The 12,932-nt window shown below is 71.4% G+C and carries 9 protein-coding genes and 2 pseudogenes; 6 read left to right on the forward strand and 5 right to left on the reverse strand.

Annotation, left to right across the window (positions count from 1 at the left end; translation table 11 throughout):
* Positions 1 to 237: 237 nt before the first annotated feature.
* Entirely contained in the window at positions 238 to 1,020 is a 783-nt protein-coding gene (locus BL253_RS11990) for an SDR family NAD(P)-dependent oxidoreductase (RefSeq protein ID WP_076816395.1), read from the forward strand.
* Positions 1,021 to 1,071: 51 nt separating this feature from the next.
* Here the strand turns inward: BL253_RS11990 and BL253_RS11995 are convergent, their stop codons facing one another.
* The gene (locus BL253_RS11995) at positions 1,072 to 1,728 is read right to left on the reverse strand and encodes a GntR family transcriptional regulator (RefSeq protein ID WP_076816396.1); all 657 of its coding nucleotides are present in this window, start codon (positions 1,726 to 1,728) and stop codon (positions 1,072 to 1,074) included.
* A gap of 273 nt (positions 1,729 to 2,001) precedes the next feature.
* Here BL253_RS11995 and BL253_RS43670 point away from each other — a divergent pair.
* The 4 genes and pseudogenes from BL253_RS43670 to BL253_RS12005 form a co-directional block, all read left to right on the forward strand.
* A pseudogene (locus BL253_RS43670) lies at positions 2,002 to 3,144 on the forward strand (acyl-CoA dehydrogenase family protein); the annotation flags it as partial.
* A 129-nt stretch (positions 3,145 to 3,273) separates the two neighbouring features.
* Positions 3,274 to 3,612: pseudogene (locus BL253_RS45110) on the forward strand (acyl-CoA dehydrogenase family protein); the annotation flags it as partial.
* A 21-nt stretch (positions 3,613 to 3,633) separates the two neighbouring features.
* Positions 3,634 to 4,500 carry an acyl-CoA dehydrogenase family protein gene (locus BL253_RS43675; RefSeq protein WP_338013709.1) on the forward strand — a complete coding sequence of 289 codons (867 nt, stop codon included), beginning with the start codon at positions 3,634 to 3,636 and terminating at the stop codon, positions 4,498 to 4,500.
* Between the two features lie 228 nt (positions 4,501 to 4,728).
* Positions 4,729 to 5,436 carry an SDR family oxidoreductase gene (locus tag BL253_RS12005; protein ID WP_076816400.1) on the forward strand — a complete coding sequence of 236 codons (708 nt, stop codon included), beginning with the start codon at positions 4,729 to 4,731 and terminating at the stop codon, positions 5,434 to 5,436.
* Between the two features lie 82 nt (positions 5,437 to 5,518).
* Here the strand turns inward: BL253_RS12005 and BL253_RS12010 are convergent, their stop codons facing one another.
* The 4 genes from BL253_RS12010 to BL253_RS12025 all read right to left on the reverse strand — a co-directional run bounded on the left by BL253_RS12010 (position 5,519) and on the right by BL253_RS12025 (position 10,884).
* Positions 5,519 to 6,439, reverse strand: coding sequence for a TIGR03619 family F420-dependent LLM class oxidoreductase (locus BL253_RS12010; protein WP_076816401.1), 921 nt, complete (start codon positions 6,437 to 6,439; stop codon positions 5,519 to 5,521).
* A 195-nt stretch (positions 6,440 to 6,634) separates the two neighbouring features.
* Positions 6,635 to 7,399 (reverse strand): ABC transporter ATP-binding protein, encoded by a 765-nt coding sequence (locus BL253_RS12015; RefSeq protein ID WP_076816403.1) that lies wholly within the window; start codon positions 7,397 to 7,399, stop codon positions 6,635 to 6,637.
* Positions 7,396 to 10,317: a branched-chain amino acid ABC transporter permease/ATP-binding protein gene (locus BL253_RS12020; protein WP_076816405.1), complete on the reverse strand. Its 2,922-nt coding sequence runs from the start codon at positions 10,315 to 10,317 to the stop codon at positions 7,396 to 7,398. Before BL253_RS12020 ends, BL253_RS12015 begins: the two co-directional genes overlap by 4 nt.
* A 300-nt stretch (positions 10,318 to 10,617) precedes the next feature.
* Entirely contained in the window at positions 10,618 to 10,884 is a 267-nt protein-coding gene (locus tag BL253_RS12025) for a hypothetical protein (protein ID WP_076816407.1), read from the reverse strand.
* Positions 10,885 to 11,573: 689 nt separating this feature from the next.
* On the opposite strand from BL253_RS12025, the gene BL253_RS12030 reads away from it, so the two are divergent.
* The gene (locus BL253_RS12030) at positions 11,574 to 12,779 is read left to right on the forward strand and encodes an amidohydrolase family protein (protein ID WP_076816408.1); all 1,206 of its coding nucleotides are present in this window, start codon (positions 11,574 to 11,576) and stop codon (positions 12,777 to 12,779) included.
* Positions 12,780 to 12,932: the final 153 nt, after the last annotated feature.

The following is a 12,932-nucleotide window of genomic DNA, read 5'->3' on the forward strand; positions in this document are numbered from 1 at the left end:
GGCGGTCGAGATCGGGTTGACTCCCGACTCGCGATGGGAGATCGACGTTCCGGGCCTGGCCGCGGCCGCCGCGGGGGCGGGCTTCACCTCCGTCGGCATGGCCGCCAGCTTCCGGTCCCCGAGTTCTGCCGGCGGGCCCACGAGTCCACCGCCCGCTTCTGGCGTTGACCGGTCAGTACCCGACCGTCGCTCGGCCGGACGGCCGGCCTGTCGAAGAAAGACAGAGGTTCTCGTCCTGTGGATGCTCCCTACGACCTGACGGGCCGCGTGGCGATCGTGACGGGGGGCGGCACCGGCATCGGCGCCGCCACCGCCCGGCTGCTGGCCGCCCACGGCGCAGACGTCGTCATCGCCTCCCGCACCGTCGCGGACCTGGAACGCACGTCGACGGCGGTGCGCGACGCCACCGGCCGCCGCTGCCTGCCGGTGCCGACGAACATCAAGGACGAGGAGCAGGTCGTCGCCCTCGTCGAGCGCACCGTCGCGGAGCTCGGGCGCGTCGACATCCTCGTCAACAACGCCGGCGGCACCCGGATGGGCCCGCTGCGGACGCTGCCGACCAAGGGCTGGGACGCCAGCTTCGACCTCAACGTCCGCGCGGCCTACTTCTGCACCCGGGAGGCCGGCCGGCACTTCGTCGAGCAGCGCTCCGGCGCGATCGTCAACGTCTCCTCCGACGCCGGCGTGTACGGCGTCAGGGGCGGGGCGCACTACGCGGCGGCGAAGGCGGCGCTGCAGATGTTCACCAAGGTCACCGCCGCCGAGTGGGGGCACTACGGCATCCGCGCCAACTGCGTCGCCGTGGGCGGGATCGCCTCCGAGCGGGCGGCCGCGGCCTGGGACGTCGCCGGCATCGACCCGGGGGACATCGCCGCGGGCACCCCGCTCGGCCGGGTCGGCCAGCCCGACGAGGTGGCCCAGGCGATCGCCTTCTTCGCGAGCGACGCGGCCTCCTACATCACCGGCCAGGTCCTCTCCGTCGACGGCGGCCACCACATGGGCGGCCTCCAGGACACCTGAAGCGGAGCCGCTGGGCGGACTGGCTGGGCGGACTGGCTTGGTGGAGTGGCCTTAGAGGACGCCGCGGGCGGTGAGGGCGGCCACGACGCGTTCGCCGGCGGCGCGGAAGTCCGCGACGCGCTGGCGGGCGGCGCCCTCGCTGTCGCCCGCGACGATGGCGTTCAGGACCCGCTCCATCTCCGCGACGACGTCGTCGTGCGTCAGGCCGCTCTCGATGCGGAACACCCACGGCAGGAAGCCGGCGAAGGCGCGCAGCTCGGCTCGCAGCCGCCGTGAGCCGCCGGCGCGGTGCTGGGCGCGCAGGATCTGCTGGACGATCTCGCTGACGCGATCGATCGGCTCGGTGGCCTTCAGGTCGGCGATCAGCTGTTCCAGCTCGGCGATGACGGCCGGGTCGCGCTGGTTCGCCAGCCGCGAGACGGCCACCCCGGACAGCAGACCCATCACCTCGAAGTCGTCCAGCACGGACTCGGCGTCGAACGGCTCGACGAACACCCCGCGGTGCGGCCGGATCGAGACGATCCCGTCCCGCTCCAGCATGACGAGGCCCTCCCGTACCGGGCTGCGGGACAGGCCGAGCGCGTCGCCCACCTCGACGAGGTCGACGCGCTGCCCGGAGCGCAGCCGCCCTTCGAAGATCTCCTCGAGGAGATAGTCGACGACGGCGTTGCTCGCCTTCGTGAGCTTGACGGTTCGGCTGGGCGGCACGGTCTGGTCCTCGCGGTGGTGACGGATGGTGTTCGGTGGCGTGAGCCGGGCGGCATGGACAGTATGCGATCTTTGGCGGTGGCGCGTCCGCGGTGGTGGTGCCCGGCTGGTCTCCCCTGTATACGGCCGTCGGCGGGCGGGACGGGTGTGAGCGTGTCCTCCGTCCCACAGGGCATGGCGCGCTCCGCCCCGCCGACCGTAGATTGCCGTAGTGAATTATGAATCAATTCGTCCGGGCCATCGCCCACGAGCCGTCACGGGAGTGTCGAGTCCATGCTGATCGAGCTGAGCTCGGAGCAGGAGATCCTGCGTGACACCACGGCGCGCTACCTGGAGCGGGAGGCCGCGCCGAGCGCGCTGCGCCGGCTGCGCGACGACCCGGAGGGGTTCGGCCGTGACTACTGGCGGGCCGGCGCCGAGCTCGGCTGGACCGCCCTGGTGGTCGACGACGAGCTCGGCGGCGGCAGCGTCAGCGGCGCGCCCGTCACCGACCTGAGCCTGATCGCCTACGAGTTCGGCACCCACGCGGCGCCGGGCCCGCTGGTCGCGACGAACGTCGTCGCCGCGGCGCTGTCCCGCGCGCTGACGGCCGCCGCGGCCGCCGGTCGGTCCGACGAGGCCACCGGGCACGCCGAGGTCCTCGACGCGCTGCTGGCGGGCGAGACGGTCGGCGCGTGGTGCCTGGCCGAGYCGGCGCCGCACGACCGCCTCGGCACCGTCACCCTCACCGTCCGGGCCGAGGGGGACGAGGTCGTGCTCGACGGGGTCAAGCGCCCGGTCGAGGCGGCGGCCTGCGCGAGCCACCTGCTGGTGACCGGCCGTACCGGCGACGGGCTCACCCAGGTGCTCGTGCCCGTCGACGCGGCCGGCGTCACCGTCACGCCGATGCGTTCCCTCGACCTGACCCGCCGGTTCGCCGTGGTCACCTTCGACGGGGTGCGGCTGCCGCGCGCGGCCGTCGTCGGCGAGCTCGCCGGGGCCGACGAGGACGTGCGCCGCCAGCTCCAGCTCGCCCTGGTGATGCTCACCGCCGAGACGGTCGGCACGCTGCAGCGCGCGTTCGACATGACCGTCGAGTGGGCCTTCGACCGGTACTCGTTCGGCCGCCCGCTCGCGTCCTACCAGGCGCTCAAGCACCGGTTCGCCGACATGAAGATGTGGCTGGAGGCGACGCACGCCGCCGTCGACGCCGCGGCCGCCGCCGTCGACGCGGGCTCGTCGCGGGCCGACGAGCTGGTCAGCGTCGCCAAGGCTCTCGGCGATCCCGGGGTCGAGCTGCTGCAGGACTGCGTCCAGCTGCACGGCGGCATCGGCATAACCTTCGAGCACGACCTGCACCTGTTCCTGCGCCGCGGCGCCGTGAACCGTTCGCTGTTCGGCGCGCCGGCCGAGCACCTGGAGCGGGTGGCCGCCATCGCGGTCGCGCAGGCCGCCGCCCCGCCCGCCGACACCCAGCCGCGGGAGGCGCCCGCGGCCTCGCGCGGCGCCGCCCCGTCCGCGCCGCGTACCGGCGGCGTGGCGGGCGACGTCGAGGACCTCGACAGCTTCCGGGAGCGGGCGCGCCGGTTCATCCAGGGCAACCTCAAGCAGGACGAGACGGTCCGCACGATGCGGCGCAACGCGCCCGACGAGCAGGAGCTCGCCGAGGTGGCCGACGACCGCAAGCTGCAGCGAATGCTGTTCGACGCGGGCCTGGCGGGCATCACCTTCCCGCGCGAGTACGGCGGCCAGGGACTGACCGCCGCGCATCAGGAGGTGCTGAACCAGGAGCTGGCCGGCTACGAGTACCCGAAGCATCTGCAGGTGCCGACCCTCTCGCCGTGTGCCGCGGTCATCCTCGAGTTCGGTACCGAGGAGCAGAAGCTCCGTCACCTGCCGGCGATCCTGCGCGGCGAGGAGATCTGGATCCAGTTCCTCTCCGAGCCGAGCGGCGGGTCCGACGTCGCCGGGGCGCTCATGTCGGCGGTCCGCGAGGGCGACGAGTGGGTGCTCAACGGCTCGAAGATCTGGAGCACCGGCGCCTGGTGGTCCGACTGGGCGCTGTGCCTGGCCCGGACGAACTGGGACGTGCCCAAGCACCGCGGCCTGTCGGTGTTCATGCTGCCGATCCACCAGCCGGGGATCGAGATCAACCGCATCGAGATGCTCAACGGCTCCCAGGAGTTCTGCCAGGAGTACCTCACCGACGTCCGGGTGCCCGACAGCGAGCGCCTCGGCGACGTCGACGGTGGCTGGACCGTCGGCACCCGCTGGATGATGCACGAGCGGCAGGCGAACAGCTCGCCGTTCGTGACCAGCCCGCGCAACACCCGGCGGGGCAGCGCCGGCCTGGACGCGCCGCTCATCCCGATCGCCGCCCGGCTGGGCCTGCTCGACGACCCGCGGACGCGGGAACGGATCGGCGAGGCGCGGCTGCTGTCGGTGGTGCGCGAGCAGCTGAACCGCCGGCTCGCCACCGGCATGGCCACGGGCCGGATGCACGCCCAGTCGTCGGCGATCGGCCGGCTGTTCGCCGGCCACCTCGGCACCCGCCGCGACACGATCACCTACGAGATCGCCGGCGCCACCGGCGCGGCCTGGACCGACGACGACCCGGCCGCCGAAAGCGGCGTGGGCTACCTGATCCGCACGATCAGCACCGTGGCCGGCGGCACCACCGAGATCGCGCGCAACGTCATCAGCGAGCGCGTGCTCGGCATGCCGCGCGAGGCCGCCCCCGACCACGGCGTCCCGTTCCGCAACGTCCCCCGAGGGGGCCGCAGCCGCTCCTGAGGCCGAGCCTGGGACTGGCGTCCCTTGCCGTCGCCGGGCCGGTGCCCGGCGACGGCAAGGCCTTCGCGAGGAATACGATCCAGAAACAACCCAGGTGGCATGCCGCGTCGAGTGGTGAAGGCCAGCCGGGGTGTCCGTCAACGACTCCAAGGGATCCGGACGGCCACCAGGCGGGTGGCTCGTACACAACCTGCGGAGATCCCCAGGCAGGCAGCGCGAGGAGGGCGGATGGGCGAGGTCGCGGTCATCACCGGTGCCGCGGGCGGGATCGGGGAGGCGGTCGCGCGGCGGCTGGCGACCGAGGGCGTCCGCTGCGTGCTGGTGGACCGGAACCCGGCGGTCGAGGACGTCGCCGCCTCTCTCGGCGGCGCCGCGGTGGTCGGCGACCTGACCGACCCCGAGCTGTCCCTGCGGATGGTGGCGGCCGCCGGCGAGCGGTTGGACCTGCTCGTCCTGAACGCGGGGATCAACTCGGTCGACAAGGACCCGGCGACGCTCGACCTGGACCGGTACCAGGCCGTCGTCGGGGTCAACCAGCATTCCGTCGTGTACGGGCTGCGCGCCGCGCTTCCGGTGATGCGCGGGCAGGGGACCGGCTCGATCGTGGTCACCGCCTCGCACGCCGCGCTGGCGGGCATCGAGCAGGACCCGATCTACACGATGACCAAGCACGCCGTCATCGGCCTGGTCCGGGCCCTGTCCGGGCCGCTGTCCCGCGAGGGCATCCGGCTGAGCGCCGTCTGCCCCGGCCTCGTCGACACACCGCTGACCTCGCCGGCGCGCGACCGCTTCCAGGCCGCCGGCATTCCCATGCTCTCCGCGGACGAGGTCGCGGCCGCGGCCGTCGAGCTCCTCCGCAGCGGCGAGCCCGGAACCGAGCTCGTCGTCAGCCCCGGCCGCGCCCCGGCCCGGTACGTCCTGGCACCGATTCCGTGACGCCGCCGTCGTCCCGACCGCCACGACGCGCGGGCGGTCGGGACGACGGCGGCGCCGGTCGCGCCTGCGGGTCACCCGGGGCTCAGGCGACGGCGGGCATGATCTCCTCGGCTATCCACTGGGTGTAGTCGTAGTACTCGTCGATGTGGGTGAGGCTGGGGATGGGGACGGAGCTCATGGTGACGCCGAGCTCCCTGAACCAGCCGAGGCGGTCGATGATCTGCTGTTTGGACATGCCCGGCCGGGCGTCCGGGTCCTCGTTCACCGTGTGGCCCTCGCCGACGCGCGCGGTGCCCAGGCCGTAGTACACCTCGGCGAGCCTGCCGTTGTAGTCGGGCTGGGACCTGATGAGGTCGAGCCGGTCGGGGATGCTCTCGGGTTTGGTGAGAAACGGCCACCAGCCCGTCGCGTAACGGGCGACGCGGCGCAGCACCGGGTCGGCGTCGCCGCCGAACCAGACCGGGGGGTATGGCTTCTGGACAGGCTTGGGCTCGAACGCGACGTCGGAGAACGAGACGTACTTCCCCTCGAACGCGGGCTCCTCCTTGGTCCAGAGCTCGAGGATCGCCTGGATGTACTCCTCGGCGCGGGCGCCGCGCTCGTGGAAGGGGACTCCCAGGATCCTGAACTCCTCMTCGAGCCAGCCGACGGCGAACGTGACGGTCACCCGCCCGCTGGACAGCCAGTCGATGGTCGAGAGCGCCTTCGCCGTCACGATCGGATGCTGTAACGGCAGGATGGCGATGCACGAGTTGACGCGGATCGTCTCGGTGGCCCCCGCCCAGTAGGCCATCGCCGGATAGGCGCTGAAGTAGTGCGGGCCGGACAGGTCGACGTGTGCCCTGGGAATGATGTGGTGCTCGGGAACGGCGATCATCGCGTAACCGAGCTTCTCGGCCCATTTCGCGAGGCGCGTCTGGTCCGCGCCCGTCACCGCGGCCTCCCACGGCTGGCAGGTGGCCTTCAGCCGCAGAAGATGCGGCATGGCAAATCCCAGTTTCACGAAACCTCACCTCGTCCGGAGTTCGTCGCCGCGAAAAAAGATCAGGCGGGCCACGCACTGCTCGGCGCGGCCCCACCTTCCCCACCGATTGGCTGGTGAGGGCTCGACGCACATCGGTACGTTCGAGCCCTCACCGTTGGGAAGCCAATCGGCGGGGACCCCTCGGACGGGTTGGTGCAGAAAGCGGTACCTCGGTTAGTTGTTCGCGGTGTCGGCGGAGTCGAAGTAGAGATTCTCCAGCCGGTCCACCTGGTCGGCGAGCTCGCTCGACGACCCCGAGAGCGCGATCCGGCCGCGGGCCAGGACGACGACCTCGTCGGCCGCCGCCATGGCGAGCTTCGCGTACTGCTCGACGAGGATGACCGAGCAGCCGTGGTCGGCCGCGATGGCGCGCACCGACTCGAAGAGGCCCTCGACGATGAGCGGAGCGAGGCCGAGGCTCAGCTCGTCGACGAGCAGCACCCGGGGCTGCTGGATGAGCGCGCGCGCCATGGCGAGCATCTGCTGCTCRCCGCCGGACAGCGCGCCCGCCGCGAGCTTCCACCGCTTCTCGAGCGCGGGGAAGGACGCCAGCATGTCCCGCGGCTTCGGCCCGCCGCGCCGCGCCGCCACCCTCAGGTTCTCCTCGACGGACAGGCTGACGAACAGCGACCGGTTGTCGGGGACGAGGACGATCCCGGCCCGGTTCGCCGCCGCCGGCCGACCGCCGCGCAGCTTCGCGCCGTCGACCAGGATGTTGCCGCTCTGCGGCGCCAGGAGACCGGCGAGCGTGAGCAGCATCGTCGTCTTGCCGGCGCCGTTCGGCCCGAGCAGGGCCAGCACCTTGCCGGGGGCGAGGGCGAGGTCGACGTCGCGGAACGCCGTCGTGCTGCCGCGGCCGCCGGTCAGGCTGACGGTCTGGAGCCGGGCGGTCGTGACTCCGGCGGGGGAGGGGGAGGAGGTTTCGACCGTCGCGGTCATGCCGTCACCGCCGGGGACTCGTTGGCCGTCTGCTGGATGCCGTTCGCGGAAGCCGGCTCCGCGCTGACCGCCGGCTCGGAAGTGCTGTGGGCGTTGCCGAGGTACGCGTCGGCCACCACGCGGTTGCCGCGGATCTCGGCCGGGGTGCCCTCGGCGATGAGCTTGCCGAACTCGAGGACGTAGATGTAGTCGCAGACGCCGAGCACGAGCGCGACGTCGTGGTCGACGAGCAGGACACCGGCGCCGCCCGCGGCGATGCCACGGATGCGCTCGCCGAGCCAGGTCGACTCGGTGCTGTCCAGGCCGGCGGCGGGCTCGTCGAGCAGCAGCACCTTGGGCCGTGAGGCACAGGCCCTGGCGATGGACACCAGCTGGCGTTCGCCCTGGGAGAGCTCGCCGGCCTGACGGTCGGCGCGGTCGGCGATGCCGGTCACGGCGAGGGCGGCGGCGAGACGCTGGTGGCGTTCGTGGCCGCGCACGCCGCTGAGGGCGGCGGACACGTTCTCCTCGACGGTGAGCTCCTCGTAGAGCTCGATCGACTGGAACGTGCGCGCGAGGCCCCGGTGCACCCGGACATGCGAGGCGAGCTTGTCGACGCGCTGGCCGCCGAGGGTGACGGTGCCCGACGCGCGGGCGAACCCGGTGATCGCGTCCATGGCACTGGTCTTGCCAGCACCGTTCGGGCCGATGAGACCGATGATCTTACCGGGCTCGACACGCAGGTTGATGCCGTCGACCGCGGTCACACCGCCGTAGCGGACGGTCAGTCCGGACACCTCCAGGACCTCGCCGTGACCGCCGGCCGGCGCCGTCGCCTGGACGCCCGCCGTGGTAGCCGAGCCGGCCGTGGCCAGGGGCGCGGACGTGGTGGCCGTGAGCGTGGCCGGGGCGGCCAGCGCCGTGGAGTCTCCAGCCGCAAGGCCGCCCGCGGGGACACCCGCCAGTGCCGGAACCGGGGCGCCGGTCGGTGTCGCTGGGCGCCTGCGTTCCAGGAGTGCTCTGACCTTGTGGACGAGCTTGTGCGCGTCGCTGGCGAGGCCCTCCGGGTGACCGACGAGGGCCGCGAGCAGACCGATGCCGCTGATTACCTGGAACCAGTCACCGAGGTTGAGCAACCGGTCGAACGCGAAGAATATGAGGCCGGTGCTGGCGATCAGGCCGGCGTTGACGGCACCAAAGACCGACGTGATGCCGGCCAGGTAGGCGACGGTCAGCAGCGAGAGGCCTCCGACCGCGGAGAACGAGTCGAACGTGACCACGCCGCGCCGGTAGGCCAGCAGCGCCCCGCCGAGGCCGGCGATGAACGACCCGATCGCGAAGCTGATGACCTTAATGCGCACGACGTTGATGCCGATGCCGGCGGCCGAGCGCTCGTTGGCCCGCACGGCGAGCATCGCCGAGCCCAGCGCGCTCATCCTTAGCTTGGCGACGCCCAGCGCCACCACCACCAGCACGAACAGGCAGAGGAAGCCGAACTCCAGCCTCGGGAAGGCGTGCCCGGAGCCGATACCCAGGTTCAGACCGAAGATCTTCGGATCGGAGACCTTCCCGCCCGAGGTGGACACGATCTGGGTGTTGCGGAACCAGACCGCCTCGATCGCATAGGCGAGCGCGAGCGTGACAACGCCGAGGGTCAGACCGCGCAGCCGCAGCGCCGGCAGGCCGATGACCACACCCAGGACCGTTGCTCCCAGCGCCGCGAGCAGCGGCGCGAACGGGAACGGGATGTGCCAGCTCTGGGTCAGGTTCGACAGCAGGAACGCGCCCGCGCCGGCGAGCGCCAGCTGAGCGAGCGACACCTGGCCGGCGTATCCAGTCACGACGATCAGCGACAGGCCGATCACCGCGGCGATGATCGTGCCGATGACGGCGGCACGCGCGGTGCCATCGGAGACGAGCAGGGCGATGGCGCCGACGGCGGTGCCGGCGATCGTCGGCAGCAGCAGCGAGCGTGGCCGCGGGGCGAGCCCCAGCGACTGGCGCACCAGGCCGCCACGCACCGGCATTCCCCGGCCGGTGACCACCAGCGCGATCACGATGACGATCAGCGGCACCAGCTCGGCCGAGCCGGTCCTGGGCATCCAGGAGTGCTGTGCGGCGAGAGAGAGCGCCTCGGCCTGGACCATGCCGATCACGAGGCCGGCGATGACGCTCGGCACCAGGTTCTGGAAGCCGCCGACGACGGCCGCGGCGAGCGCCGGCACGACGAACAGCGTGTAGGTGGTCGGCGCGAGCGGGCTGACCGGGGCGATGAGGATGCCGGCCGCGCCAGCGACCGCGCAGCTGATCATCCAGTTCGTCAGCGCGACCCGCGACGCGGACACGCCGCTGACGTAGGCGCCGGTCTGTGAGGAGGCGRTGGCCCTGGTCAGCAGGCCGAACCGGGTGAACCGGAACACCGCCGTCAGCGCCAGGGTCAGCACGATCACCGCGACGGCCAGGTAGAACCGGTCGGACAGCACGGTCAGCGAGCCGAGGGTCCAGCGCTCCGCCGGGAAGATCTGCTCGACGCTGACCGGCGCCACACCGACCCGGATCACCATCACCTGCTGGATGATGACCAGCACACCCAGCGAGGCCACCGCCTTCGCCAGCGGCGGAGCGTCTAGCAGCTTGCGGAACACCAGGCCATAGAGCAGCGCACCGAGTAGTGCGCCGATCGCCAGAGCCAGCAACGCCGCCGGAATGAACGGCATGCTGTCCGTTCCGAGGTTGACGGTCGTCGGCAGGCCCGGAATCGGGACGAGTAATTCGCCCTCTCGCAGGTCGGCGTAGGTGTAGGCGACGTAGAGAGCGATCGCTCCGGTCGCAAAGTTGATGACCCCCGAGCTTCGGTAGGTCAGCACCAGCGCGAGCGCGAGCGCGGCGAACACTGCGCCGTTGCCGAGCCCGAGCAGGAGCGAGGCGATGTGTGACATGGAGGAGTCTCCCGACGTCATCCCAGGGAGCACCGCTTCCGCGGTTGGCATCCCAGGTCAGGACCGCGTTGAGCGGCGGTTCTCGGGTCAGGGCCGCTTCCGCGACCTTCGACCAGGACAGCCCGCTGTCACGGGGTGTCCTGGGTCAAGGCCGTGGCGCGGCGGTGGTGGAGTTGGGCATGCAGCTGTTCAGTTTTGGCGGTCCTATGGAGTTCTTGATCGGTTCTGTTCAGTTCTCGATCGGCGACTGGCTGAGCGGCTTGGATCTGGCCAGGTGGCCTTCGTCGTCACGCGCAGCGTTCAGGCCATTGCCCACAACGACGGTGGGCGAGTCCGGATGGGCGTTACCGCCGCAGCGGAAACGTACGCCGCTCGTACCGGCAGGTCGTCGCCGGGCGCCTTCTTGATCGCCACGTTGATGCCGCCTGGAGCGAGGCCAGCCGTCGAGGGCCTCTCGACGGCCCTACGGAACCCGGCCATCGGGGTGAGTATGCCGATCACGACCTTGTTGCCGGCGGCGATGTCATGACCGTAGGTCTCCGCTGGGGAGCCCTTCGTGTGCGGCATGCCATCCCTATCTGGCGATCCTGTGAGGTCGAGGAGCGGCGTGCGGCCCGCCGGGGGGTTCGAGCGCACCGTGAACATCATGTGTCGGGCATCACAGCGGCTGCTAGAGGCTAGTGAATACATGCTCGACACCGTTCCGTCAACGGTTTGCCCAGAGCGAACACCTTCCGTCCCACTTCAGTGACGTTCCGGACGGGAGCCGGGACCGGTCCGCGAGCCGCCCGGTCGCAGGCGTCTGAGTGAGCGTTCACGCAGTGGGTTCGCCCACCCTGGCTGACGCCGCGCGGCCCGGCCGGCGCGACGGTCGCTGTCCGTGGACAGCCACCTCGTCCGCGCGGCGACCCTGGCCGCCAGGCCCGAGCGCCTGGTGCGCCGCGGGCATCGCGTCTCCCCGGGCGCGGCTCCCCGGAGAGGTCACCATTCCCGATCATGCTGAGTCCGATCGTCGGCCGGTTGTGCGGCGTGGGCCAGGGCCTGTGGACCGCCTCGGCTGCGGGGTCGGGTGCCGAGGCGGTTGCCCGAGGGGCAGGTTTCGACGATCGTGTCAGAACGTGATCCCGCTCGCCACCGGTAGGGCCGATGACGGGGGTCGTGACCGTCGCCACCCGCCTGGCCGACCATGCACCCGGCAGGTAGGTGCATTATTAATTAACTTTGACGGAACCGACAGAGCCCCCAGGGGAGGCCCGATGTCCGGCCCCGACATCCCGGTGTTTGACGCAGACAACCACCTGTACGAGACGACGGACGCGTTCACCAAGTACCTGCCGGCGCGCTACAAGAAGGCGATCGACTACGTCGACGTCCACGGCCGCACGAAGATCGTGGTCCAGGGGACGATCAGCGAGTACATCCCCAACCCGACCTTCGAGGTCGTCGCCCGCCCGGGCGCGCAGGAGGAGTACTACCGCAAGGGCAACCCGGACGGTAAGTCCCGCCGGGAGATCTTCGGCAAGCCGGTGAAGGCGATCCCGGCCTGGCGCGAGCCCGCCGCGCGCCTGAAGCTGATGGACGAGGAGCAGGGCCTCGCGCGGACCCTGCTGTTCCCGACGCTCGCGAGCCTGCTCGAGGAGCGGATGAAGGACGACCCCGAGCTGACCCACGCGGCGATCCACGCGCTCAACGAGTGGCTCTACGAGACCTGGCAGTTCAACTACAACGGCCTCGACCGTATCTTCACCACCCCGGTGATCACCCTGCCGATCGTCGACAGGGCGGTCGAGGAGCTGGAGTGGGTCCTGGAGCGGGGCGCGAAGGTGATCCTGGTCCGGCCGGCGCCGGTGCCCGGCTACAAGGGGCCGCGCTCGTTCGCGCTGCCGGAGTTCGACCCGTTCTGGGCCCGGGTCCAGGAGGCCGGCATCCTGGTCGCCCTGCACTCGTCCGACTCGGGCTACTCCCRCTTCACCGGTGAGTGGAGCGGGGCCGCGACCGAGCACCTGCCGTTCCAGCCGAACGCCTTCCGGATGCTGCACTCGTGGCGGCCGATCGAGGACGCCGTGGCGTCGCTGGTCATCCACGGCGCCGTGTCGCGCTTCCCGCGATTGAAGATCGCGGTCGTGGAGAACGGTGCCTCGTGGGTCGCGCCGCTGCTCAAGACCCTCAAGGACCTCTACAAGAAGATGCCGCAGGACTTCATCGAGAACCCGGTCGAGGCCCTGAAGCGCAACATCTACATCAGCCCGTTCTGGGAGGAGAACTTCGCCGAGCTGGCCCAGCTGCTCGGTGAGGAGCACATCCTCTTCGGCTCGGACTACCCGCACCCGGAGGGCCTGGCCAACCCCATCAGCTACATCGATGATCTCAAGGGCCAGCCCGAGCCGTTCATCCGCAAGGTCATGGGCGAGAACCTGGCCAAGCTGATGAACGTCCCGGTCGCGCTGCCCGCCACGGTCTGAGCCGAGGCGCTAGGAGCCCCGCGGCCGCGGGGCTCTCGGCGGGCGGCGCTTGTAGGGCCGACAGCCCGGGCGCGCGCCCGGGCCGTCGAGGCGCCGGTGCGCCGGCGCCTGGCATGGGCTTCCGGCCGGTCGCGCCCGCTGGCCCGTTGTACT

This window comes from Pseudofrankia asymbiotica (assembly GCF_001983105.1).
GTDB classification, from domain to species: domain Bacteria; phylum Actinomycetota; class Actinomycetes; order Frankiales; family Frankiaceae; genus Pseudofrankia; species Pseudofrankia asymbiotica.

Excerpts from the sequence above, each read along its gene's own strand:
- BL253_RS12005 (WP_076816400.1), top strand. The coding sequence starts at position 4,729 with ATGGGCGAGGTCGCGGTCATCACCGGTGCCGCGGGCGGGATCGGGGAG.
- BL253_RS12025 (WP_076816407.1), bottom strand. The coding sequence starts at position 10,884 with ATGCCGCACACGAAGGGCTCCCCAGCGGAGACCTACGGTCATGACATC.